The sequence below is a fragment of the Plantibacter lichenum genome (assembly GCF_050587525.1).
In the GTDB taxonomy this organism is placed as follows: Bacteria; Actinomycetota; Actinomycetes; order Actinomycetales; family Microbacteriaceae; genus Plantibacter.
The window spans coordinates 590,770-612,888 of the sequence record NZ_JBOBFT010000001.1 but is presented as its reverse complement, the minus strand read 5'-3'; the positions used below and the strand labels follow the sequence as shown (position 1 = coordinate 612,888).

Here is a 22,119-nt window from a genome sequence, read left to right as displayed (position 1 = left end):
GAGAGGAATTCTCGATCCTTAGCGGAGGATCTGCGGAAAACCGGCGGTCTGAGACCCGCGGAAAGTAGAGCCCAGATGAGTTTCGCGATCTCCCCACCGGATGTGAACAGAAGGCCCCCGAGGAATCGGGGGCCTTCTGCGTTGTAGGGGTGTGCTGCGTCGCCTGGCGCGTTCTCGACTCGGCGGCATCGAAGCCCGGACTACTCGAAGCTCGGGCTAGAGGTCGTGTTCCTGGGGCGGGAGCGCCGCGATGAGCGGGTGGTCGCGCTGGATGACACCCGTCCGCGCCGCGCCGCCGGGTGATCCGATCTCGTCGAAGAACTCCACGTTGGCCTTGTAGTAGTCGGCCCATTCCTCGGGGAGGTCATCCTCGTAGTAGATGGCTTCGACGGGGCAGACCGGCTCGCACGCACCGCAGTCGACGCATTCGTCGGGGTGGATGTAGAGCGAGCGTTCACCCTCGTAGATGCAGTCGACGGGACATTCGTCGATGCACGCGCGGTCCTTGAGATCGACGCACGGCAGGGCGATCACGTAGGTCATCGGCACTCTCTCGTTCGGGTCATGCCCTCCACGGTAAAACCTCACGTCGACTTGAGGTCAAATCGTGGCGTGCCCGCGCGAGAGAAGGGGAACCGCGCGACCGGAGGACGCGTTCGAGTGAACGGTCCTTCTGTCGTGCGGTTCCCCTCCCGAGGTGCTGTTCCTTACTTACTCCGCTTACTCCGCGCCTGAGGTGCGTCGACGCGCGACGAAGGCGACGCCCGCACCGAGGACGACCGCGAGGAGCCCGCCGATGAGCGCCGTGCCGACCCACGGCTCGACACCGGACGTCGCCAGACCGTTGGGCCCGGACCGGCCGGAGGTGCCCGACGCGCCTGCGGACGGATCCGACGGATCGATCGGGGCCACGGGCGCCGTCGTCGTGGGCGGGACCGTGGTCGGAGGCTCGGTCGTCGGGGGAGTGGTCGGCGGCACGGTGGGAGGCGTCGTCGTCGGCGGCACGTTCGGCTCGGCCTGGATGGTGATGAGCCGAACCGACGGCAGCTCTTCGCTGAAGATGGCCGGGGCACCGGCAGCGAATCGCACCGCGGTGCCGTTCGCATCGGTGGTGAGGTCTGCGAACGCGCGACCGAGGTGCTGATCCTCGGCCGTACCGGCGATCAGGTTCGCACCGACGACCGCCTGGCCGAGCAGGTCGGCAGCGTTGAGGACGCCGGATGCCGACGTCGGGAGCTTGCCGGCCACGAGGGCGCGGGAGTCGAGCGCGACGACATAGCCGGAGCCCGGGTTCTCGGGGTTCGGTGAGCCGTCCATCGCGCCGACGAGCGCCATCGACCAGCCGTTCATGCGCACTGCGCCGACCGCGTGGCCGAAGTGGTCGTCGGAGGCGACGCCGTTGATCCACCAGCCGCGCGGGACCACGGAACCGTCCGTGCCGACCGAGCTCACTGCGGGGACGTCGGTCGCGGCGGGGTCGGTCGTCACCGTCGTGCGCTGGTCGGAGCCGAGCACGATGACGGCGCTCCCGCTCTTCGGCGCATCCGAGTCGCCGCCCATCATGATGTCGTCGAAACCGTCACCATTGATGTCGCCGATGCCGACGGCGGAGCCGCCCAGCAGGTCGTAGCCGCGCTTCGGGCCCTCGATCCGGAAGCCGGGGACATCGACCGCACCCACTTCGACGTCGCCGGTCACATCGGTGAGCACCCAACCGGCACCGGTGGCGAAGCCCTTCGAACCGGGGACGGTCCACGATGCTGCGCCGACGTAGAGGTCGTCGCGTCCGTCGCCGTTCACGTCGCCCGCCGCGACCACGGAGACGAGGTCGATGCCCTTGCCTGTGATCCGCGGTCCCGGCGCCGTGGCGAGCTCGCCACGTTCCGGGAGGACGTCCGGACTGAGGATGGTCACGTCGCCGGACGTGTCGGTGACGCCGACCTCGTCGCGTCCGTCGCCGTCGACATCGCCGACCCCCATCGCCCGAGTGACGGAACCGGTGAGCGCGCGCCCTCGCGATCCGAGGTCGTCCAGCACGACCGTGCCGAAATCGGCCGATCCGAAGACGATGAACACGCCGGCGTTCTGCGAGACGATCACGAGGTCGTCGAATCCGTCCGCGTTGGTGTCGCCCGCGCATCGCACGTCGACGCCGCCCATGCGGGTGCCGGCCGTGTCGATGATGCGGACGGGATCGAGGGTCTCGATGTCGCCGGACGGGACGTCATCGCCCGCGTCGAGCAGGACGTAGCCTCCCGTGGCGCCTGGTGTGAAGTCGAACGTCGCGTAGGTGCCGATACCGAGGTCCGGAATGCCGTTGCCGTTCACATCGCATCGCATCTGGGAGATGGAGCTGCCGAACGCCGACGAGTCCGGGCCGGTCACAGTGGCGTCGTTCGAGACGGGAGCGGCCGAGGCTGCCGAGGCTGCGAGCGACGATCCGGCGAGGCCGGTGAAGCCGATCGCGACCGCGCTCAGGACGGCAGCGGTGAGTAAGGGGCGGGAGTACTTCGACACGGGTGGAGCTTCCAATCACTGCGGGGGACGCGCGTGGAGCCGAACCGGCGCCGAAGAGTAAGGGTAGCGTAACCTAACCAACACCTGTGAATCAGCTATGCGACCGCCTGCGCCGGAGGAGGGGAATGGCGTGAGGCAGGGATGATTCCGCGTGCATCGTCGTCTCCTGAGTCGATTTGCCTACTCCGGCGCGGTCCGAGTCTCAGCGGGCGCATCGATTCGGGTTGACGATACGTTGGCGTAGCGTTCCCTGATCTGGGGTTTTTCCGAAGAACACCTAGCGGGAAAGTTGGTTCGGCACAAGGCCTGGGCTAGCCGACAGGTGACCGATATCTTCGGGCGTGTTGTGTCCCATCACGCGGTGGGGCGCTCTCAGCCGCTCCCACTGCATCGACCTCCATCGGGGTCGATCGGGCTCGGGACCGCGGTTCCACGCACCACTATCCATGGGGGATTTTCCTTGTCACGACACCTGTCCTGGCGGAAGGCACTTGCCGTGCCCGCCGCTCTCGCCCTCGCTCTCGGGGGCGCCGTCCTCACCGCGGCACCCGCTTCGGCTGCGGAGGCCGGCCTCACGGTCACCGCTCCCGCCCAGAACTCCACCCTCGAGAGCCGCGACGTCACCGTCACCGGCTCCGTCTTCGGCGGCTCGACCGTCATCGTGTACGCGGCAGACGGCACCACACCGCTCGCCCGAACGAACGTCGGCGGCACCTTCGGGGAGCCGATCGACTACTCGGTGCAGCTGCCGGCCTACGCCGACGACGCGCCACGAGCCCAGTCGATCAAGGTCGGCGGCCTCTTCGGAGCGAGCGGAATCCCGCAGGTTCCGGTCGACTTCACGCTTCCCACCGTCGCGCCCGTCTTCTCCGTCACCAGCCCGACCGAAGGTGAAACCGTCGACTCCCGCACGGTCGTCTTCGTCGGAACGGGAACCGACGGATCCACGGTCAACGTGCTCGACGCCGCCGGCGACCGTGTTCCGGGGACCACCGCCGCGGTCGTCACGGACGGTGTGTGGACCACGACGGGAACCTACTCAGCGGATGCGCCCCTCGGTCAGACGGTCAACGTCAACCAGGTCACCGGTGGCGCGGGTCGCGGAGAGGCGACGGTCAACTTCCAGCTGCCCGCAGCTGTCCTCCTCGCGGCTCCCGTGATCACGAGCCCGACCGAAGGGCAGACCGTCCTCGGCGGTCAGGTGACCATCACCGGCACCGGCATCGCCGGCGACTATATCGGAGTGTTCGTCGTCCCGACCAGGCTCCTCCAGGAGTCGGACCCCAACCGGCGGGCAGCGGCAGCCGAAGCCGCCGCTCCGGCAGACCCCTCCGACGACATCCCGGTCGGCGCAGACGGCACGTGGAGCGTCACGGTCGCCCTCGCTCCCGATGCGTACACGGTCATCGCATTCCAGGCGGATGATCCGACCGGGGCCGGATCGGTGTCCGCTCCGTCCGCGCCAGTGAACTTCATCCTCGCAGCCGCACCCGCTGCAGTCGCTCCGGGAACGACGCCCACGGCATCCGGCACGACCCTCGCTGCGACAGGGGTCGACACGAATGCCTTCCTCGGCCTCGGTTCGCTCCTCGCTCTCGGTGGCGCTGCACTGCTGATTGTGCGCAAGCGTCGATTGAGCAGCAGCTTCTAGGAACGTCGCTCTTCCGCTGCTGTGCCGTCGTGCCCGTGACGCCTCGTCGTCACGGGCACGACCGCGTTCCTGCACCGTTCGCACCGCACTCGCCCCGAACCCGGGTTGCAGAATTCAGGAACATCCGCAGAATTCGGGACGACTCGAGACGGCGCGCCGATCGATCGTCCTGAATCGTGCAAACGGTCCTGAATTGTGGAGCCCGGGTGGCGTGGAGAGCGGAGAGCGGAGAGTGGGGTCAGGCGGCAGGCGCCGGCACGGACGGCGTCATGCCGTATGCGGCCGGTCGGTCCACACGACCGCGCACGAAGATGAGGGGCACGATCGCGAACAGCATCACCGCGTAGTTGGCCAGCCCGGCGATACCCGCGAGGGGACCCGGGTGGAGCGTGCCGCTCGTCGCATCGACCGCACCCGTCAGCAGGATGAGTCCGGGGTCCGTGGAGGCGTGAAGCAGGATCGGCCAGATGAGGTTCCCGGTCACACGCAGCGCGGTGTACATCAGGATGCCGAACGCGAAGGTGTACACGACCGTGATGATGACGACGAGCGGGTTCTGGCCGCCGAAGATGTTGCCCGCGTGCATCGCGGCGAAGATGAGCGAGGACAACAGCATCACCGATCGCTCGCCGTACCCGCCGCGGCGGAGCAGGTTCACGGCGAACCCGCGCGTCACGAGCTCTTCGACGAAGCCGATGCAGAGCCCCGCGAAGAGCACGGAGAAGATCGCGCCGACGTTCCAGCCGCCGTAGTCGACACTGGCGAACCGGAGGATGTTGAAGAACAGCACGATGCCGACGCCGATCCACATCCACCAGGCGCCGCGGATCGGCTGACGGGCGAAGAGCTCCTTGAGCCACCCGATGGAGCTCGCGAAGATCACCAGGACGATCCCGATGACGAGGATCGGCGCGGCCAACGCGATGAACACGCTCACCCCATCGGTGAAGGGATTGCCCGTGTTCACGAGGTGCCCGAAGAGCGTATTGATGATGAGGCCGAACAGCTGGTAGAGCCCGTAGTAGACGGCGGCGACGAGCAACGCCTTCCACCAGCCGCCCCGGTTCCAGAATCGGTGCCATGGCGAAATCTGTCCGAGCGCTGCGACCGGTTCCACCGGCGTCTCCTCCCCGCGACCCTCCCGAGCGGGGGCCTTTTGCCCCACAGTAGTGGGCTGGGAGTTGTCGGGGAAAGCCGTTGCGGCGACCCGGGCGGGCCGGGTTCCGAGCGCCTGAGCGGAGGAGAACCGCATGGGGTGAGGGCACATCCGTGGACGGGTCCTCACCCCGTGCGGTTCTCCTGCTGTGGTGCAGGTGTACAGGTGTGCAGGCGGTGCCGCGGCGCGGGGGAGCCGGCGGCACAGGCGTCAGCTGGTGGACTCCGCGAGCAGCAACGTCTCTGCGAGGCCGAGCCGTGCGAATCGCTCACCCATGAATCGGTGGGATTCCGCATCCGGGTGGAGTGCGTCGGGCAGCGGGTGCGTGCTGGCATCGCGCTCGCCGTACAGCTCGCGGCCGTCGAGGTAGTGCAGGTTCGTGTCTGCCGCCTGGCGCTCGCGGACGATGCGCGTCAGCTCGTCACGGATGACCGAGAGGGTGAGCTTGCCGGCGGCGCGTTCGGCGGGATCACCCGTCGCTCGGAATCGCAGCTGTCCGTGCCTCAACGCGTCGAGGTCGAAGGCGCCCGGGCCGGGGGTGTCCTCGTGGATGCCGCAGAAGACGGGCGAGATCACGAGGAGCGGCGTCGTCGGATGTCCGTCGCGGATCGTGTCGAGGAACCCGTGGACGGCCGGGCCGAACGCGCGCAATCGCATCAGATCGGTGTTCACGAGGTTGATGCCGAGCTTCACGCTGATGACGTCGGCCGGAGCATCGCGGATGGTCCGAGCGGTGAACGGGTCGAGGAGCGCACTGCCGCCGAAGCCGAGATTGACGAGCTCGACACCGGTCAGCTGCGACGCGACGACAGGCCAGATCCCGGTCGGGCGCACCGCGTTGGAGCCGTGGCTGATCGAGCTGCCGTGGTGCACCCACACCGGCCTCCGAGTGGACGGGCCGGCGTCCACCGCAGCGTTCGTGCGGAGCTCGACGACCTCGATCTGCTCGTTGTGCGGCAACCAGATCTCGACGTCCTTCTGCTCGGCTGGGAGATCGGCGAACCGCGCGGTGTGCACGGAACCGATGTCCGTGGTGCTGACCCCGGTCGCCATGTCGATCGTGACCGTCGTGCCGCCCGATGTGACCGAGTGCGCGGCGAGCCCACCGTCGATGACGAGTTCGATGATGCCGTCAGGACGCGCCGGAAGGCCGGCGTACGCGGTTCTCGACCGGTGGACGTCGAGTTCGATCACGGTCGCGGCTGTCCGGAACGCGAGCCGTACACCGGATGGCTGGGCCTCGACCATCGCCAGCTGCGGGTCCGCGCATTGCGCTCGCGCCCAGCCAGGGAGGCGGTGCGGGAGGACGCCGTTCGCGGTGTGCTCGAGTTCGGCGGCGCCGCGGATCAGGGTCGACGTGAGGGGGACGGTCTGGAGATCGTGGGAGGACATGGTGGAGGGTCGTTTCTCTGGTGGAGGGATGGGTGAAGCGTGTTGATCAGCGCGCAGGCCAGCTGCGGAGGAGCGCGTCGAGCGCATCGATGATCTCGGTCCAGCTCTCACCCGATGCAGGCGCGCTGTGATCGAAACCACCACTCATCTCGAGAGTGATGAAGCCGCGGACCGTGCTGCCGATGAGGCGGATGGCGTGGACCTGTGCCGCCGGTTCGAGGCCGTAGCCCCGGAGGACGGCTTCCATGAGGCGAGCGTGACGTGGGCCCGCGCTCCCCGCTGCGGTCGCGGCATCGACCGTCGCGAGGGTCGCGGCGAAGCGGCCCGGGTGCTCGCGGGCGTAGTCGCGGTAGGCGTTCGCCAGACCCGCGAGGGCGTCCTTCTGTGATCTGCCGGCCGTCGCATCGGCAACACGATCGGCCGACTCTTCGAGGGCGAGGAGCGTGATGCTCGTGTTCAGGTCCGCGGTTCCGGCGACGTGGGAGTACAGACTCGCGGTCTTGACGTCGAAGCGGCGTGCGACCTCGGCGACCGTGACCCGCTCGAAGCCGATCTCGTCCGCGAGCTCTGCGCCCGCTAGCGCGAGCCGCTCTCTGGTGATGCCGGCGCGGGCCATCGTTACTCCATTTCCTATAGCTATTAGGTTTCAGCCTAAAGGACATAGGTAGAGCGCGCAAGTGGTGCGTTGCATGAGAGGAGGAGAACCGCGCGAGAGGAGGACGGAACGACCTGAATCGTCCTTCCCTCTCGCGGTTCTCCTTCCCTCAGGCGGCGCGACTCCTCTCAGATGGTGCGACGCGCGGCTGCCGGGGTGAGCGGGTGCGACGCGGCCTCAGACTCAGGCGACGAGCGTCCCGCCGTCGACGACCGAGACGGTGCCGGTCACGTAGTCCTGATCCATGAGGGCGAGGAACGCCTTTGCGACGTCTTCGGGTTCGGCGACACGACCGACCGGCAGGCTCGCGCCCGTCGCCTGATACATGGCCTCGCGGTCGGCATCTCTCAGCTGTGACCAGAGCGGTGATCGCACGACGCCGGGTGCGACCGCATTGACCCGCAGTGGTGCGAGCTCCACCGCAAGTGACTTGGCGGCGGAGATCGTCGCGCCGGACGCGGCCGATCCGAGCACCCAGCCCGCGCCGCCCTTGAACGCGGCGGTCCCGCTCGTGAGGGTGATCGATCCGCCGGCGCGGAGGTGCGGGACGGCGAGGCGGACGGCGTCGAGCGCGTGCACGAGGCGCAGCCCGAGGAAGGAGAGTCCCTGCTCGACCGTGAAGTCCTGGATCGTCACGGAGCGCAGGTTGTCGGCGGCCGTGTACGCGAAGTGATCGAACTCGCCGATGCCGTCGAAGAAGCGGCCGACGTCCTCGCTCGACGACGCGTCGACGACGGCGCCGGTGACGGTCGGGGGGAGTTCGGCGAGGGCGCGCTCGACCGAGGACGCGTTGCGGGAGCCGATGAAGACGGTCGCGCCGGCGGCTGCGGCTGCGCGCGCGGTGGCGAGTCCGATGCCGGAGGTTCCGCCGAGGAGGACGATTCGTGTGTCTGTGGTGATGGTCATGACGCCAGTGTGCGCCGGGCGGTGCAGGGCCGTCCAAGACCTGTCGAGACGCCTGTGATGCCCTGGGGGTATCAGGGGGTCGTCGCCGGGGAGAACTGCTCCGTCGCGATCTCCACCAGCGCATCCAGGCTCGATGAGCGGCGAGTGGCCTCGATCGCGATCGCGACCGCGCCGCCCGGCAGATCGTCGATCGCGCGATACGCGACATCGGGCCGGGTGTAGAACCGCGCCGTCGACTCCGGCAGGATGACGAGCCCGGCGCCGCCCGCGACGTGTTCCAGCTTCTCCTCGACCGTGTGCAGGGCGGGCAGACCCGCGTGGTCGATGGCGAGAGCCGTCGGTTTGACGCGTGTGGCGGCATCGCGCCATTCGGGGACCGCATCGGGGTCCTGGAGGAGATCGAGTGTCGCGAGATCGGTCATCGTGACCGAGACGTGTTCGAGGAGCGGGTGCCCGACCGGCAGGACGGCGACCCGCGGCTCCGTGAAGAGCGGCGTGACCCGGAGGCCTCGCTGCGCGACGGGCAGACGCACGAAACTCGCATCGACCGTGCCGTCGTGGAGGAGCTCGACCTGCGTGTCCCAACCGGTGCGGATGACGTCGACGACGAGGCTTGGGAACCGCGATCGGAGTTCACGAACGACCGGGGTGACGATGATGCCGGGCATGAAGCCGATGGCGATGCGGTCGTCGGATCGTCCTGCCGCCCGCGCTCGTCGCTGCAGGGCACCGCCCGTGTTGAGGAGCGCTCTGGCGTCCTCGACGAGCAGCGTGCCGACATCGGTCAGGGTCGTCCCACGCTTGGAGCGGTCGAAGAGGGCAACGCCGAGCTCCCGTTCGAGTGCCGTGATCTGGCGGCTCAGGACGGGTTGCGCAATGTGGAGGCGTTCAGCCGCGCGACCGTAGTTGAGCTCCTCGGCGACCGCGAGGAAGTACCGCAGTTTGCGGAGGTCCAGATCGGGCATGCTCGGATCCTAACCCCGTCCCCTCTTCCTCTGTGACGGAATGTGACGAGATTCGGGCCGCGCGCAGGGTCGACGCGGAGGATGGAGCGCATGACCCGTCAGATCCGTTTCAACGCGTTCGACATGAACTGCGTCGCCCACCAGTCGTCCGGCATGTGGCGTCATCCCGAGGACCAGTCCTGGCGCTACAAGGAACTGTCCTACTGGACCGAACTGGCCAAGCTGCTGGAGCGCGGCCGGTTCGACGGCATCTTCATCGCGGACGTCCTCGGCACCTACGACGTGTACGGCGGATCCAACGAAGCGGCCATCCGGCATGGCGCCCAAGTGCCCGTGAACGACCCGATCCTGCTCGTCTCGGCGATGGCCGCCGCCACCGAGCACCTCGGGTTCGGCATCACTGCGGGCACCGCCTACGAGCACCCGTACCCGTTCGCGCGGCGCATGTCCACGCTCGACCACCTCACGCAAGGACGTGTCGGCTGGAACGTTGTCACGGGGTACCTGCCGAGCGCCGCCCGCAACATGGGGCACGACGACCAGCTCGAACACGACGACCGCTACGACCTCGCGGACGAGTACCTCGAGGTGCTCTACAAGCTGTGGGAGGGGTCATGGGAGGACGACGCCGTCATCCGCGATCGTGAGACGGGTGTCTTCACGGATCCCACGAAGGTGCACGAGATCGGCCACCGGGGCAAGCACTTTACGGTCCCCGGCATCCACCTGTCCGAGCCGTCGCTGCAGCGCACGCCCGTGATCTACCAGGCGGGAGCATCGCCTCGCGGCATCCGATTCGCCGCCGGGAACGCCGAAGCGATCTTCGTCGCATCGCCCACGAAAGCTCTCCTGACGTCAACGGTGAAGAACATCCGCGACGCGCTCGAGGCCGCCGGACGTGACCGTTACTCCGCGAAGATCTACACGCTCCTCACGATCATCACCGACGAGACGAGCGAGCTCGCGAAGGCCAAGCACGAGGACTACCTGCGGTACGCGAGCGAGGAGGGCGCGCTCGTCTTCATGTCGGGGTGGATGGGCATCGACCTGTCGCAGTACGACCTCGACGAACCCATCGGCAACGTCAAGAGCAACGCCATCCAGTCCGCGGTCGCGAACTTCCAGGGCGCGAACGAGGACGGCGGCGAGTGGAAGGTGCGCGACATCGCCAAACTCGGGGCGATCGGCGGTCTCGGGCCGTTCATCGTCGGGTCGCCCGCGGAGGTCGCCGATCATCTGCAGGAGTGGGTCGAGGAGACGGACGTCGATGGCTTCAATCTCGCGTACGCGATCACGCCCGGCACCTTCGAGGACGTCGTGGAGTTCATCATCCCGGAGCTGCAGGCTCGCGGCGCCTACCCGACGGAGTACGCCGACGGCACGCTGCGCAACAAGCTCCACGGACGCGGCGACCGCCTGCCCGCCGAGCACCTCGGGGCTCAGTACCGGGTCTGAAGTTCGGGGTCCGCGTTCGTTGAGCGGGAGCGGGGTCCGGGAGCGGGTTCGGGAGCGGGGTCCGGGTTCGGTGCGCGCTGCCTGAGAGGAGGAGAACCGCACGAGAGAAGGACGTGATCGGCGAATCGATCCTTCCCTCGAGCGGTTCTCCTTCTGCCGTGCGGCGGTGCGGACCTATCGGTTGGCCCGCGTACCGAGTTGGCCCGCGAGGGGGCGCATCTGGCTCGTGCGGACGGGCCCGAACGGGCCATGTGCGACCCCTCGCGAGTCAGTGCGGGTAGCGAAACCTTGCGATGCAGCATATGCTGCAATGCATGACAAGTGACGTTGGTGCGCAGCTCCGCAAGGGCGTGGTCGAGTACTGCGTCCTCGGACTGCTCCAGGAGTCGCCCGCCTACGGTTGGCACATCTCGCAGCAGCTCATCGCGAAGGGGCTTATCGGCAGTATCGGCACCCTCTACCCGCTCCTGTCGCGACTGCGCGAACAAGGGCTGATCGTCGCTCACGCCGACGCAGCCGACTCTGCGCGTCCCCGCAAGTACTACGCCATCACCTCCGACGGACGCGATCAGCTCCGCCAGTTCCGCGAGCAGTGGCAGCCGTTCGCCGCCGCCGTCCAGAGCATCACAGCCCCGAAGCCGCACCAGGAAGGAACACTTCGATGAGCAGCAACAACTCCCAGAGCAAGCTGGCAGAGGACTACCTGAACGAACTCCGCGCGGCGCTCGCCGGAGCGCCCGCGGCGCTGCAGGCGGAGATCCTCGCCGATGTCGCTGGCGGCTTCGACGGATTGACCGACGAAGAGACCCGCGCACGCATCGCCGAACTCGGCGACCCACACGTGATCGCCGCCGACGCGACGGTCGACGACTCGAACGTAGCCAGCCCTTCGACACCCGCGAAGCAACCGGTGACGAAGGGCTACGCGACCGCCACCGGCATCGTGCTCACCGCCGGCTGGTACCTCGTCCCCGTCCTCGGCTGGATCGCCGGCCTCGTGATGATCGGCATCGGCGACCACTGGACACCCCAGATCCGCCGGAGGTCGATCCTGATCTCGATCGGCGCGGCGCTCGTCTCGGTCGCCGGCATCATGATCTTCCGCGGAACCGATGTGTGGTTGATCGGCGTGATCATCTTCCTCGCCGTGCCGATCATCGTGAACGCGTTCGTCAGCGACCACCTGCGGCGCACCTGGCGGTAGTCGGGCTGGGCCAGGGGCTGGACTGCCCCCCGGATGTTCACAACTCAGGAGCGCCGCGGCGTGTTGAGGCCGGAACACCGCACGGGGAGGTCGACACGCCGAGCTTCTCCTGAGTTGTGAACAGAGGGCAAGGATGGGGCGAAGGCGCGCGTCCTACGACTCGTCCGAGGTGTCCTGCTCGTCCGTCGCGTCGTGCCGGTCGTCATCGTGCAGCCGGTGGTCCTGGCCGGCAATCTGCGGCGCAGCGTCCCGTGGTACGTCGCCTTGCGGCGCGCCGCTCCCCGCGGCGGTCCTTCGTGCTTCCGACATCGCTGCATCGAAGCCCTCATCGGGGTCGTGCATGAGTCGTTCGGTCGCGGCGGCGTGGATGCGCACGGCTGGGTCGGGGTCGGCCTTCGCCCGTTCGACGACGGAGGCGATGGCAGCAGCAGTAGCAGCGGTCGTAGCAGCAGTGGCGGCGGCGGCGCCATCGGCGGCGCCAGCGCCAGCACTGACCGGTCCTGAGGCCGTATCGGCTCCGAGCGCGACGAGCGCGCTGAACGCGCGACTCAGGCTCAGTTGCGTCTCCCGATCGCCGCGATTGAACTGCGTCACCAGGACCTCTGCCAAGTCCACCGCTTCGCCGGCAGGGACGAGACGGGCGGCGGCGCGCCAGGCGGTGCGGGCGACGGCGTCGTCCTCGTCACGCAGATGGTCGAGCGTGATGAGCGGCCAGGTGGTGGGCTCGCCGATCTTCGACAGGGTGTGGAGCGCTTGCGCACGCGCTTGTGCGATGTCGGAGGTGAGTTCGGGCCGGAGGCGCTCGGCGACGGCCGTCGTGTCGTTGCGGATGAGGGCCCAGGTGAGCATGTCGCGGACGTAGAAGTCCGGTTCGATCGCACATCGCTCGACGAGCACGTCGATGTAGGCGGGCGCCGGCGTGCTCCCCGCGGTGAGCGCAGCCTGCAACCGCGCCGACGATGCGGGTGCTTCCAGCGCGGCGCGCAGTCGACCTGCTGCTTCGTTCGTGTCCGTTTGGGTCATCGTGACCACCTCCACGTTCCATCCAAGCGCGTGTTTCGGCATTCCGGTCCTGTATGTCGCAGGTATTCGCCGTCCGGACCCTTCACGGACTCCTGACCTCTTGATACGTTTGGTATCAGAAGGGCGTGGACATGAGACCAGAGCCGAGGGACCCCCGTCGAGCGGGAGGCATGCCGCCCGACCGCGCCGCACAGGCCGCCGATCGTGCTGCGCAGGCCGCCGCGCGCGCCGCACACGCTGCGGAGGCCAAACGCATCCTGGAGGGATTGCGGGACGCTCAACGGACCAGGCGACGTGGTGATGTGACGCCAGCCGAGTACGAGGACGAGATCGCCAAGGCCGTCCGGTCCCGCGATCTCCGGCAACTCGCCGATCTGGACGTTCGCCGCAGCATCTTCGCGCTCGCTGACCGAGGCATGTCGCAGCGGGAGATCGCGAAGCTCGTCGAGCTGTCCCAGCCGGAGGTTCATCGTCGGCTCAAACGTCGCGAACTGACGGAGGCGGAGCCCTCGCCGCGCGAGATCATCCTGCGTCGCGCCACCGGCATCCTCTCGACCGAGGCGATGATGGAGGCGCTCACCCACATGGCGCTGACCTCGCAGCCGCCGAAGCCGGAAGCGCGATTCGACGGGTCCGCGACGAGTACCGGTACGGCGAAGGAGCTCGCGTCGTCGTTCCAGGAGGGGCTGCTCTCGAAGGACGAATACGAGGCGCTGCGGAAGTCGATCACGCCGACGCGGCCCGGTCGCGGGGAACGGCCGTCACGTCAACCCCGCCAGGCGCGACAGGAGAGGTCCGGTCGGGGTGGGCCCGGTCGCGGCGGCTTCGGTCGCGGCGGTGTCGACGGCGCCGACGGTCCGGGCGGGCCTGGGTCTGCCGATGGGTCTGCCGATGGTCCTGGCGGTCCTGATGGTCCTGGCGATCCTGCGCGCGGCGACGGCACGGCATGACGTCGGCGCGTGACCGGGTCGCGGAGGACCTCGCCGCGTTCCTGAGCCGGAACGGGCTCGACGATCCCTGGTCGGATGAGCCCGACGCGTCGACCCGCTGGCTCTACTCGGACGACGGTGAGCTGTACGACGCGGACCGCCTGGAGTTACACCTGGAGCTGATCGCGGACGAGCTGGCGAAGCAGCCTGCGGTGTCGCAGCAGAACAGCCTCGGCATCGTGGTCACGGCGGGGCCTCCCGGTGCGGGGAAGTCGACGGCGCTCTCCGCGGATCCCGCGTTGGCGACCTATCGGCACATCGATGCGGACGCGTTCAAGGACCCGTTGCTCATGGGGGAGCGGGACGTGTTGGCGGAGCTGCTCGAGTACACCCTGGCCGATGGGCGACCGGTGGCCCTGCGGGAGCTGGCGGGGTTTGTGCATGCGGAGTCGACGACGATCGCGAGCACGATGCGCGAACGGTGCCTGGCGAATGGCGAGAACATCATCATCCACGGCACGTTGTCGAGCACGGATCATACGACGGAGCTCCTATCGCAGTTGGACCAGCACCAGTATCGACGGCTCGTGATCTACGACGTGGAGACCACCGCGGAGCAGGCGATCGAGCAGGCGCTCGGCCGTTGGTGGGCGGACCGGGAGGCGGATCGCGATGGGATGGGCGGTCGGTTCGTCTCGCCGGACACGATCCGTAAGCAGTACGCGCCGGGCGCGCCTGTCTCGAACTGTGCCGCGAACGCCGACGCGTTGCGCGGGGTGGCCGAGGGGCTCGGGTGGACGGTGGAGCTGAATCGGTTGTAGGCGCTCCACCCGGTTGTCAGCTGGAGAAGTCCTGCCGGTGCGCGAGTGCGACGACGACGATCACGAGCACTCCGTCGTCGATGGTGGAGATGATGCGAGAGCTTCCGACCCGGACGCGGAGCCCCGGGCGCCCTTGCCGGGCTTTGGCGATCGTCCGCGCACCTCAGGCGAAGTGGTCCGCGAGAGCGCCTCCCGCCTGCAGGCGCAGCGCCAACCCACCGGCGCCCAGAAGAGCAGCGTCGCTGCCGTAGTCGGCTCGGCGCACCACGACGTCGGCGAACGGCGTACGCAGTGCAGCCGCCAGGCGCGCGCTGAGCGGGGACAGGAAGAGCTCGCCGATGTCGGCCACTCCGCCCCCGAGCACCACGACACCCGGGTCGAACACTGTGACCGCCGCGGCCAGGGAGTCACCGAGCTCCTCCGCGGCCATCCGGATCACTGCAGCGGAGACGATGTCACCGGCGCCCGCCAACCGGGCGACCTCGCGAAGGCTGCGAGGTTCGCCGGTGAACTCGAGATAGCTGCGTTCGATGCCCGGACCGCTCGCGAACGCCTCGATGTGGTCGACGCCTCCGCATGAGCACACGCGTCGCCGATCCGAAGGGATCCGGACGTGCCCGATCGATCCGCCCAAGCCGGACGCGCCGCGCAGCACTCTCCCTCCGGCGACGACGGCTCCCGCGATGCCGGTGCCCACAGCGACGAAGAGGAACCGATCGAGCTCCGCGGCACCATCCGACCACCGTTCTCCAAGCGCCGCAGCGTGAACGTCGTTCACGACGACGACCGGAGCACCGAGCCGCCTCTCGAACCCCCTCGACACGTCGGTTCCCGCCCAGTGTGCGAGATGGTCCGTCGCGTGCACGACGCGGCCGCGCTCGTCGAACGCGCCGGCGCTGCCCACTCCGTAGTGCTCGGGAGTGATGCCCGCAGACGATGCGACTCGCACGGCCAACTCCGACGCGCGATCAAGGATGGCCTCCGGGCCCTCGGAAGCCGGGGTGGGCACCTCCGCCCTCCCGGTGATCTTGCCGCCGCGGTCGACGACTGCTGCCGAGATCTTGGTGCCGCCGATGTCGATCCCGACGGTCGCATCCGAGCGCAGCGCCGCGCCATCCGGTCGCTCCACGCCATGCATCCGCGTCTCGCCGCTCATCGGTGTGGCGTCGCGGCCGCGAACCGACGGGTGATCGCCACCGGGTCGGTGATCGCCCCGCCCACCACGACGGCGAACGCTCCCGCGTCGAACGCGCGGGCAACGTCATCGGGTTTCGCGTAGCGCCCTTCCGCCAGGACGCGAACGCCGCGCGACGCCAACTCCGACACCAACCGCACGTCCGGCGCGAGACCCCCGCTGGAGTACGGGGTGTATCCGGAGAGGGTGGTGCCGACGAACGGCACGCCGGCCTCCCACGACTGCACGCCCTCGTCGAGCGTCGAGACGTCGGCCATCAGCGGGACGGGTGACACCCCCGCGGCTCGCGCGAGACGACCGGCGATGTCATCGAACACTTCGCGCGTCGCGTCGACCGCCACGATGTCCGCTCCGGCCACGGCGAGTCCCAGAACCTGTTCGTCGGTCACCGTGATCACGCTACGCCGTTCCCCTTGCTGTTTGTGGAGGCCGATGATGGGGACCGTGGTGACGGCCCTGACCGCTTCGACGTCCGCAGGTGAATTCACCCGCAGCGCGACGGCGCCGCCTTGCAGCGCGCTCACCGCGAGCCGCGCGATGGTCCGAGTGTCCCGCATCGGCGAGCCGGAAGACGCCTGGCACGAAACGATCAGGCCGCCCTCGAGCGTGTCGAGGAGTCGGGCCAGAGCATCCGTCCGTTCGTCGCTACTTGAGTGCCCCAGCACTGATACCTCCTACGAAATAACGCTGGAACACCACGAAGAGTGCGAGAGCGGGAATGGTGAAGAGAACGGACGCAGCCATCAACGGCCCCCACTCGACGTTGTGCTCGCCGAAGAAGGAGTACAGGCCGATCGACAGCGTGTACTTCGATGGGTCGTTGAGATAGATCAGTGGGTTCAGGAAGTCTGTCCACGCCCACACGAACTGGAAGATGGTCGCCGTGATGAGGGCGGGCCGCGCTTGCGGAAGCACGATCGACCAGTAGATGCGCAACTCGGACGCACTATCGATCCGTGCCGCTTGCAGCAGCTCGTCCGGCACCGACATCAGGAACTGCCGGATCATGAAGATGAGGAACGGCGTCCCGAAGAAGGCGGGCGCCACCAGCGGGATGATGCTGTTGGTCGCGCCGAGCCCGTTCCAGAGCAGGAACAGCGGGATCATCGTCACCTGCGGCGGCAGCATCATGGTCGCCATGACGATGATCAGGAGCGGACGTCTTCCCCGCCAACCGATCTTCGCCAGGGAGTAGGCCACGAGCGGAGAAGCGATGAGCATGCCGAGTACGGAGATCGCGGCGATGAGGATGGTGTTCCAGAGGTACTGCCAGAACGGGATCTGATCGAAGACCGCCGCGAAGTTCACGAGCGTCCATTCCTTCGGCCAGAGATTCGGCGGCACGCTGAAGATGTCGTCCGGCATCTTGAATGCTGTGCTCAGCATGGCGAGGAACGGGAAGACGAAGACGAGCGTCAGCACCCAGACGAGCACGTACCGACCGGTGGTGCGGCCGGGACGGCGTCGAACCGTCCGTTTCTCCCGCGGGCTCTCAGGGGATCCCGTCGTGAATCCGTCTCCGCTGCCGTTGCGTATCTCAGTTGCGTTCAGAACCATAGTGAACCCATTTCTTGGAGGACCAGAGCAACAGCAGCGTGATCACCAGGGTGATCAGGAACAGCACCCAGGCCATCGCGGACGCATAGCCCATCTTGAGGAAGACGAACGCGTTCTGGTACAGATACATCGCGTAGCTGATCATCGATTGGCCCGGCCCTCCGCTCGCCTCGTTGAGCCTGGTCTGGGTGAGCAGGTAGGGCTGCGTGAAGATCTGCAGGTAGGCGATCACCGTGACGATCACCTGGAACAGGGTCACCGGTGAGATCGTCGGCCAGGTGATGTACCGAAACCGTTTGAACCATCCGGCGCCGTCGAGCTCGGCGGCTTCGAAGAGTTCGGCCGGCACGTCCTTGATGGCGGCGAGATAGATGATCATCGTTCCGCCGATGGTCCACAGGCACATGAGCAGGATGGCCGGCTTGCCCCAGTCCGGTTGCTCCAGCCACTCTGGCTGCGGCAGGTGGAGCAGGCCGAGGAAGTAGTTGACGAAGCCGTACTGCGTGTTCAGCAGCCACCGCCAGAGGTAGCCGCCCACGACCACGGGGACGATCGTCGGCAGGTAGACCAGTGCGCGGTAGAGCGGCTGCCCGCGTACCGGCAGGTTGAGGAAGTGCGCTCCGGCGATCGAGATGAGGATGGTGAGCGGAACACCGAAGACGGTGAGGAACAACGTGTTCCACAGCGCTTTCCAGAACGTGGTGTCCTGCAGCATCTGCGCGTAGTTGTCGAGCCCCACCCACTCCGGCGCCTGGAACAGGTTGAAGTTCGTGAAGCTGTAGCCGGCGGAGGCGAGGACGGGCCAGATGATGAACACCGCCGCGCCCACGATGAACGGCGACGCGAACGCCAGACCCAGGCGGGTCTGGCGCCGCGTACTGCGGTTGACGGGTTTAGCCGACATCGTAGGACTTGGCCTTGTCCGCGACCGACGACATCGCATCCTTCGGGGTGGCCACTCCGCGGACGACGTCGTCGAAGGCGGTGCCCAGGTCGGTCGCGTACTGGGCGCTGTACGGGCGGCTCGCGAGCGACTGGGCATTCTTGCTCGTGAGTGCTGTGAGCCACGAGTCGAAGTTCGGGATCGCCTGGTAGGCCGGATCGGTGAGCAACGACGTCTTCGACGGCAAGTTTCCGAGCGCGAGGGTGAACGTGGTCATCGGTTTGTCGTCGACCATGTAGGCGAGGAACTTCGCGGCTTCCGCCTTGTGCTTCGAGTTGCTCGGGATGAACAGGGTGCTCGTGGACACCTGAGTGGTGGCCGCCAGTGCGTCGTTCACCGCGGGGATGTCGATCACGCCGCAGTTGAGGTTCGGGGCGACCTTCGGGATGTTCACCGCCTGCCATTCGCCGTCGATCACCATGGCTTCCTTGCCGGTGTAGAACGGATCCTGGGCGGACATGTACTGGCCGAGACCGCTCGTGAACGAGGCGATCTTGTCGGCGCCGTAGGTGTCCGTCAGCGTTGACGTGTACCAGTCGAGGGCCGCGATGTTCTTGGGGTCCGTCGGTGACGGCGTCTTACCGTCCTCGCCGTCCCAGGTGCCGCCGAACGCGTAGCCGAGCGTGGTCAACAGGGTGGAGGTCGACGGGTTGCCGAGTCCGATCTGGGTGATCGTTCCGGACGCGTCGGTGATGGTGAGTTTCTGGATGGCCGTGGCCAGCTCGTCCATCGTGGTCGGCGGTTCGACACCGGCCGCTGCGAACAGGTCCTTGTTGTACATGAGCTGCTGCGTGTGTACGGCGATCGGGAGTGCGTAGGTCTTGCCGTTGTAGCTCATCTGATTCATCGAGGCAGGCGCGAAGTCGCCGAGGTCGACCTTCTCGGTCTTCAGGTAGTCGTCGAGCGGCGCGAGGATGCCCTTCGACGCCCACGAGCCGACGGTATTGCCGAAGTTGTCGGAGATGTCGAAGCTGCCGTTGCTCGACGACATCGAGGTGAGCTGCTTCTGTGCGTCCGGGCTGGAGACGCCGACCACGGTGATCTCGTTCTGGCTCGCGTTGAAGTCGGCGATGACCTTCTCGAGCGTCTTCGCTTCTTCTCCGCCCCAGAGGTAGGAGAACGTGATCTTCGTCGGCCCGGCGTCGGCCGCGCCCGAACATCCGGTGAGGGCGATCGCGGCGGCCGCGACGCTCGTCAGAGCGATGACGCGCAGCGCGGGCCGTCGTGCAGTGCTGCTGGTTTTCATGGTGGTCCTTTGGGTGAGTGAAGGCTCGGGTGTGAAGGTGCTTGTAGATTGGTGTACTCCACTTGGCCTGATCATGTCAACAGATTTCGCGAAATGAGCGCAGTGCTTGCGAATACCTGACCCGATGTCCGTAAAATGGTTGTTACCAATTCAGTGAAAGGATGCGGTCGGCATGGCGGAACAGCACACCAAGTCGGAACGGCTCAGACAACACTTGGTCGACGTGATCGATCGTGGGCTCGAGCCGCACTCCAAACTTCCCGCCGAGCGGGAGCTCGCCACCGAGTTCGACGTGAGTCGACTCACCGTGCGGCGTGCCCTCGACCGGCTGGAGCACGACGGGCTGGTCTACCGGGTGCAGGGCGCCGGTACGTTCGTCGCCGCTCCGCGCATCACGAAGTCGGTCGAGCTCACCTCGTTCAGCGAGGACATGCGGGCCCGCGGGCTGGTGCCTGGGTCGTCCATCCTCGTGAGCGAGACGATGCAGGCCGGGGCGCGACTCGGCGCCAAACTGCAGGTCAGTCCCTCCGACGAGGTCTTCCACATCAGGCGGGCGCGCACGGCTGATGGAGAGCCGATGGCGCTCGAGGACTCGTATCTGAACCCCAAGCTCTTCCCCGGCCTGATCGACAACGTCGGCGAGGAATCCCTCTACCAGATCCTCGAAACCGAGTACGGCATGCGCATCGAGTGGGCCGAGCAGTCCATCCACGCGAGCGTGCTCGAACCCGAGGAGGCGACCATCCTGCGCGCGCCGGCGTTCTCGCCGGCGTTCTACGTGACCCGTACCAGCTTCGATGCGAAGGATCGCGCCGTGGAGTACGCGGAGTCGACGTACCGCGGCGACCGGTACCACTACGAGCTCCAGATCCACCGCTCGCGCTGAGCCCAGCCGATCGATTCCCTCCACCCGTTCCAGGAAAGTTCCATGCGAATCGCCCTAGTGCCCCTCGACGAACGCCCCGTCAACGTCGAACTCCCGCGGGAGGTCGCCGCGATCGCCGGCATCGAACTGTTGCTCCCGCCCGTGGAGGCCATGCCCAGGTTCCGAGAGCCGGCCGACATCGGTCTCCTGCACGAGTGGCTCCGTGAGATCGTCGCCGGTCCCGGGATCGATCACCTGGTGGTGTGCGTCGACACGCTCGTTCACGGCGGCATCATCCCGGCGCGGATCACCGATGACTCGACGGCATCGGTGCTGCGGCGCCTCGACATCCTGCGTGAGCTGACCGTCGCGTCCCCCGACCTCGTGGTGACCGCTGCCTCCTTGATCATGCGGGCGAGCGACTCGTACTCGAACGTGGAGGAGCCGGGCTACTGGTCGGCGCACGGGCGCGAACTCCACGCGCTGGGTGGCGACCTGCACCGGCTGGTCGAGGCGGATGCAGCAGGCCGGGCGCATGCCGAGTCCGCTCCGTCCGTGACCGTGCCGGATGCCGTTCGCAGCGACTTCGAGCTGCGTCGTCTGCGCAATCACACCATCAACCTCGCCGCACTCGCACTCCATGAGGAGGGCACGATCGAGACGCTGGCGCTCACCGCCGACGACACGGCGCCGCACTCGGCGGGCTCGGCCGAGCAGCTGTGGCTTCGGCACTGGGCGCGGGCGCTTCCGCGCGGGCGTGCCGTGATGATGTACCCAGGGGCGGACGAGGTGGGTGCGGTGCTCGTCGCGAGAGCGATCTCCGCCGGTTCGGAGGCGCCGAGGTGGAGCATCGTCTGTGCTGAGGCCGGAGGACTCGACCGCGTCCCGAACTTCGAGAACGCGCCCGTCCTCGACAGCGTGACCCGTCAGATCGTCGCTTCGGGCGGAGCGGTGTCGCGGGTCGACGGGGCGGCTGACCTGGTGATGGTCGTGCACGCGCCGGACCCTGCACGGGGTGACTTCTTCGGCGCCGCACCGTATTCCGACCCGGATGCGGTCGCAGGCACTGTTGCGGCGGTGCGCTCGGCGCTCGACTCCGGTGCCGGCGTCGCGCTCGCGGATGTGCGCTTCAGCAATGGCGGCGACCCCGATCTCGTCGACCGCTTGGCCGAGGAGGGGTTGCTGCTGCGACTCTGGTCATACGGTGGCTGGAACACGGCGGGGAACTCCATCGGCGGCGCCGTCGCGCAGGCGGCGGCACAGTGGCTCGGCAGGAGGGTCGGCCGCTTCGATGAGAACGAGGCCAGGAGGGCGCTGCTCGTGCGCGTGCTCGACGACCGTGCCTACCAGAGCGGGACCCGTCTCGCGATGAGTACCGACGAGTTCGGCGGCAGCATCGCTCCGGTCGCTCCGGATGCGCAGCAAGCGGCCATCACTCGGATCCGTCGAGAGCTCCAGGCGTATCTCGACTGGGTCACCCGCGACGCGGAACCGTGGCGGATCACCGAGGTGACGCTGCCCTGGGGTCGGAGTTTCGAGATCGGGCTGGACCTTGAACGCCCCTGATTGGTGCTGCATTGATCCGCGCAGTGGCATCGCAGGAGGAGAACCGCTTCGCAAAAGGACGCTCTGAGCTGAG

Annotated in this window: 21 protein-coding genes; 8 read left to right on the top strand and 13 right to left on the bottom strand. The window is 67.6% G+C overall.

The genetic code is table 11. From position 1 onward, the window contains the following. Positions 1 to 216: 216 nt before the first annotated feature. The gene (fdxA, locus tag ACQ3HB_RS02635; RefSeq protein WP_430917471.1) at positions 217 to 543 is read right to left on the bottom strand and encodes a ferredoxin; all 327 of its coding nucleotides are present in this window, start codon (positions 541 to 543) and stop codon (positions 217 to 219) included. Between the two features lie 177 nt (positions 544 to 720). Continuing rightward, positions 721 to 2,517, bottom strand: a complete 1,797-nt coding sequence (locus ACQ3HB_RS02630; RefSeq protein ID WP_430917469.1) for an FG-GAP and VCBS repeat-containing protein — start codon at positions 2,515 to 2,517, stop codon at positions 721 to 723. A 496-nt stretch (positions 2,518 to 3,013) separates the two neighbouring features. Here ACQ3HB_RS02630 and ACQ3HB_RS02625 point away from each other — a divergent pair, with 496 nt between their 5' ends. Continuing rightward, positions 3,014 to 4,168 (top strand): LPXTG cell wall anchor domain-containing protein, encoded by a 1,155-nt coding sequence (locus tag ACQ3HB_RS02625; RefSeq protein ID WP_430917467.1) that lies wholly within the window; start codon positions 3,014 to 3,016, stop codon positions 4,166 to 4,168. 238 nt (positions 4,169 to 4,406) lie between these two features. Here the strand turns inward: ACQ3HB_RS02625 and ACQ3HB_RS02620 are convergent, their stop codons facing one another. The 5 genes from ACQ3HB_RS02620 to ACQ3HB_RS02600 all read right to left on the bottom strand — a co-directional run bounded on the left by ACQ3HB_RS02620 (position 4,407) and on the right by ACQ3HB_RS02600 (position 9,242). Next, entirely contained in the window at positions 4,407 to 5,285 is an 879-nt protein-coding gene (locus tag ACQ3HB_RS02620) for a CPBP family intramembrane glutamic endopeptidase (protein ID WP_430917465.1), read from the bottom strand. A gap of 249 nt (positions 5,286 to 5,534) precedes the next feature. Beyond that, entirely contained in the window at positions 5,535 to 6,716 is a 1,182-nt protein-coding gene (locus ACQ3HB_RS02615) for an SGNH/GDSL hydrolase family protein (RefSeq protein ID WP_430917464.1), read from the bottom strand. Positions 6,717 to 6,762: 46 nt separating this feature from the next. Continuing rightward, positions 6,763 to 7,332: a TetR/AcrR family transcriptional regulator gene (locus tag ACQ3HB_RS02610; RefSeq protein ID WP_430917462.1), complete on the bottom strand. Its 570-nt coding sequence runs from the start codon at positions 7,330 to 7,332 to the stop codon at positions 6,763 to 6,765. Between the two features lie 222 nt (positions 7,333 to 7,554). Beyond that, on the bottom strand, positions 7,555 to 8,277 hold the full coding sequence (locus ACQ3HB_RS02605; protein ID WP_430917460.1) for an SDR family oxidoreductase: 723 nt from the start codon (positions 8,275 to 8,277) through the stop codon (positions 7,555 to 7,557). Positions 8,278 to 8,348: 71 nt separating this feature from the next. Continuing rightward, complete coding sequence (locus ACQ3HB_RS02600) at positions 8,349 to 9,242, bottom strand: LysR family transcriptional regulator (protein ID WP_430917458.1); 894 nt, start codon at positions 9,240 to 9,242, stop codon at positions 8,349 to 8,351. A gap of 90 nt (positions 9,243 to 9,332) precedes the next feature. Here ACQ3HB_RS02600 and ACQ3HB_RS02595 point away from each other — a divergent pair, with 90 nt between their 5' ends. The 3 genes from ACQ3HB_RS02595 to ACQ3HB_RS02585 all read left to right on the top strand — a co-directional run bounded on the left by ACQ3HB_RS02595 (position 9,333) and on the right by ACQ3HB_RS02585 (position 11,901). Beyond that, positions 9,333 to 10,697 carry an LLM class flavin-dependent oxidoreductase gene (locus ACQ3HB_RS02595; RefSeq protein ID WP_430917456.1) on the top strand — a complete coding sequence of 455 codons (1,365 nt, stop codon included), beginning with the start codon at positions 9,333 to 9,335 and terminating at the stop codon, positions 10,695 to 10,697. Positions 10,698 to 11,011: 314 nt separating this feature from the next. Next, positions 11,012 to 11,362 (top strand): PadR family transcriptional regulator, encoded by a 351-nt coding sequence (locus ACQ3HB_RS02590; RefSeq protein WP_430917454.1) that lies wholly within the window; start codon positions 11,012 to 11,014, stop codon positions 11,360 to 11,362. Further along, complete coding sequence (locus ACQ3HB_RS02585; RefSeq protein ID WP_430917452.1) at positions 11,359 to 11,901, top strand: HAAS signaling domain-containing protein; 543 nt, start codon at positions 11,359 to 11,361, stop codon at positions 11,899 to 11,901. The genes ACQ3HB_RS02590 and ACQ3HB_RS02585 overlap by 4 nt, the downstream gene beginning before the upstream one ends. A 153-nt stretch (positions 11,902 to 12,054) precedes the next feature. On the opposite strand, the gene ACQ3HB_RS02580 is transcribed toward ACQ3HB_RS02585, so the two are convergent. Further along, positions 12,055 to 12,924 (bottom strand): HEAT repeat domain-containing protein, encoded by an 870-nt coding sequence (locus ACQ3HB_RS02580; RefSeq protein ID WP_430917450.1) that lies wholly within the window; start codon positions 12,922 to 12,924, stop codon positions 12,055 to 12,057. A gap of 170 nt (positions 12,925 to 13,094) precedes the next feature. Between ACQ3HB_RS02580 and ACQ3HB_RS02575 the strand changes: the two genes are divergently transcribed. Together ACQ3HB_RS02575 and ACQ3HB_RS02570 are read left to right on the top strand one after the other, a co-directional pair. Beyond that, entirely contained in the window at positions 13,095 to 13,874 is a 780-nt protein-coding gene (locus ACQ3HB_RS02575; RefSeq protein ID WP_430917448.1) for a hypothetical protein, read from the top strand. Beyond that, positions 13,871 to 14,674, top strand: a complete 804-nt coding sequence (locus ACQ3HB_RS02570) for a zeta toxin family protein (protein ID WP_430917446.1) — start codon at positions 13,871 to 13,873, stop codon at positions 14,672 to 14,674. Before ACQ3HB_RS02575 ends, ACQ3HB_RS02570 begins: the two co-directional genes overlap by 4 nt. A 163-nt stretch (positions 14,675 to 14,837) precedes the next feature. On the opposite strand, the gene ACQ3HB_RS02565 is transcribed toward ACQ3HB_RS02570, so the two are convergent. The 5 genes from ACQ3HB_RS02565 to ACQ3HB_RS02545 are packed head-to-tail and all read right to left on the bottom strand — an operon-like array spanning position 14,838 to position 19,615. Further along, on the bottom strand, positions 14,838 to 15,803 hold the full coding sequence (locus ACQ3HB_RS02565; protein ID WP_430917445.1) for an ROK family protein: 966 nt from the start codon (positions 15,801 to 15,803) through the stop codon (positions 14,838 to 14,840). A 23-nt stretch (positions 15,804 to 15,826) separates the two neighbouring features. Continuing rightward, positions 15,827 to 16,534: an N-acetylmannosamine-6-phosphate 2-epimerase gene (locus tag ACQ3HB_RS02560; protein WP_430917443.1), complete on the bottom strand. Its 708-nt coding sequence runs from the start codon at positions 16,532 to 16,534 to the stop codon at positions 15,827 to 15,829. Then, on the bottom strand, positions 16,515 to 17,426 hold the full coding sequence (locus ACQ3HB_RS02555; RefSeq protein ID WP_430917441.1) for a carbohydrate ABC transporter permease: 912 nt from the start codon (positions 17,424 to 17,426) through the stop codon (positions 16,515 to 16,517). The genes ACQ3HB_RS02560 and ACQ3HB_RS02555 overlap by 20 nt, the downstream gene beginning before the upstream one ends. Further along, positions 17,407 to 18,330, bottom strand: a complete 924-nt coding sequence (locus tag ACQ3HB_RS02550; protein WP_430917439.1) for a carbohydrate ABC transporter permease — start codon at positions 18,328 to 18,330, stop codon at positions 17,407 to 17,409. Before ACQ3HB_RS02550 ends, ACQ3HB_RS02555 begins: the two co-directional genes overlap by 20 nt. After that, positions 18,320 to 19,615: an ABC transporter substrate-binding protein gene (locus tag ACQ3HB_RS02545; RefSeq protein WP_430917437.1), complete on the bottom strand. Its 1,296-nt coding sequence runs from the start codon at positions 19,613 to 19,615 to the stop codon at positions 18,320 to 18,322. The genes ACQ3HB_RS02550 and ACQ3HB_RS02545 overlap by 11 nt, the downstream gene beginning before the upstream one ends. Positions 19,616 to 19,787: 172 nt before the next feature. Here ACQ3HB_RS02545 and ACQ3HB_RS02540 point away from each other — a divergent pair, with 172 nt between their 5' ends. Further along, a complete protein-coding gene (locus ACQ3HB_RS02540; RefSeq protein WP_430917436.1) occupies positions 19,788 to 20,501 on the top strand; it encodes a GntR family transcriptional regulator in 714 nt (237 codons plus the stop codon). Positions 20,502 to 20,543: 42 nt separating this feature from the next. Next, positions 20,544 to 22,046, top strand: coding sequence for a DUF4127 family protein (locus ACQ3HB_RS02535; protein ID WP_430917434.1), 1,503 nt, complete (start codon positions 20,544 to 20,546; stop codon positions 22,044 to 22,046). The last annotated feature ends 73 nt before the right edge of the window (positions 22,047 to 22,119 follow it).

Excerpts from the sequence above, each read along its gene's own strand:
- fdxA (WP_430917471.1), bottom strand. The coding sequence starts at position 543 with ATGACCTACGTGATCGCCCTGCCGTGCGTCGATCTCAAGGACCGCGCG.
- ACQ3HB_RS02615 (WP_430917464.1), bottom strand. The coding sequence starts at position 6,716 with ATGTCCTCCCACGATCTCCAGACCGTCCCCCTCACGTCGACCCTGATC.
- ACQ3HB_RS02610 (WP_430917462.1), bottom strand. The coding sequence starts at position 7,332 with ATGGCCCGCGCCGGCATCACCAGAGAGCGGCTCGCGCTAGCGGGCGCA.
- ACQ3HB_RS02605 (WP_430917460.1), bottom strand. The coding sequence starts at position 8,277 with ATGACCATCACCACAGACACACGAATCGTCCTCCTCGGCGGAACCTCC.
- ACQ3HB_RS02600 (WP_430917458.1), bottom strand. The coding sequence starts at position 9,242 with ATGCCCGATCTGGACCTCCGCAAACTGCGGTACTTCCTCGCGGTCGCC.
- ACQ3HB_RS02595 (WP_430917456.1), top strand. The coding sequence starts at position 9,333 with ATGACCCGTCAGATCCGTTTCAACGCGTTCGACATGAACTGCGTCGCC.
- ACQ3HB_RS02590 (WP_430917454.1), top strand. The coding sequence starts at position 11,012 with ATGACAAGTGACGTTGGTGCGCAGCTCCGCAAGGGCGTGGTCGAGTAC.
- ACQ3HB_RS02585 (WP_430917452.1), top strand. The coding sequence starts at position 11,359 with ATGAGCAGCAACAACTCCCAGAGCAAGCTGGCAGAGGACTACCTGAAC.
- ACQ3HB_RS02580 (WP_430917450.1), bottom strand. The coding sequence starts at position 12,924 with ATGACCCAAACGGACACGAACGAAGCAGCAGGTCGACTGCGCGCCGCG.
- ACQ3HB_RS02575 (WP_430917448.1), top strand. The coding sequence starts at position 13,095 with ATGCCGCCCGACCGCGCCGCACAGGCCGCCGATCGTGCTGCGCAGGCC.
- ACQ3HB_RS02570 (WP_430917446.1), top strand. The coding sequence starts at position 13,871 with ATGACGTCGGCGCGTGACCGGGTCGCGGAGGACCTCGCCGCGTTCCTG.
- ACQ3HB_RS02555 (WP_430917441.1), bottom strand. The coding sequence starts at position 17,426 with ATGGTTCTGAACGCAACTGAGATACGCAACGGCAGCGGAGACGGATTC.
- ACQ3HB_RS02550 (WP_430917439.1), bottom strand. The coding sequence starts at position 18,330 with ATGTCGGCTAAACCCGTCAACCGCAGTACGCGGCGCCAGACCCGCCTG.
- ACQ3HB_RS02545 (WP_430917437.1), bottom strand. The coding sequence starts at position 19,615 with ATGAAAACCAGCAGCACTGCACGACGGCCCGCGCTGCGCGTCATCGCT.
- ACQ3HB_RS02540 (WP_430917436.1), top strand. The coding sequence starts at position 19,788 with ATGGCGGAACAGCACACCAAGTCGGAACGGCTCAGACAACACTTGGTC.
- ACQ3HB_RS02535 (WP_430917434.1), top strand. The coding sequence starts at position 20,544 with ATGCGAATCGCCCTAGTGCCCCTCGACGAACGCCCCGTCAACGTCGAA.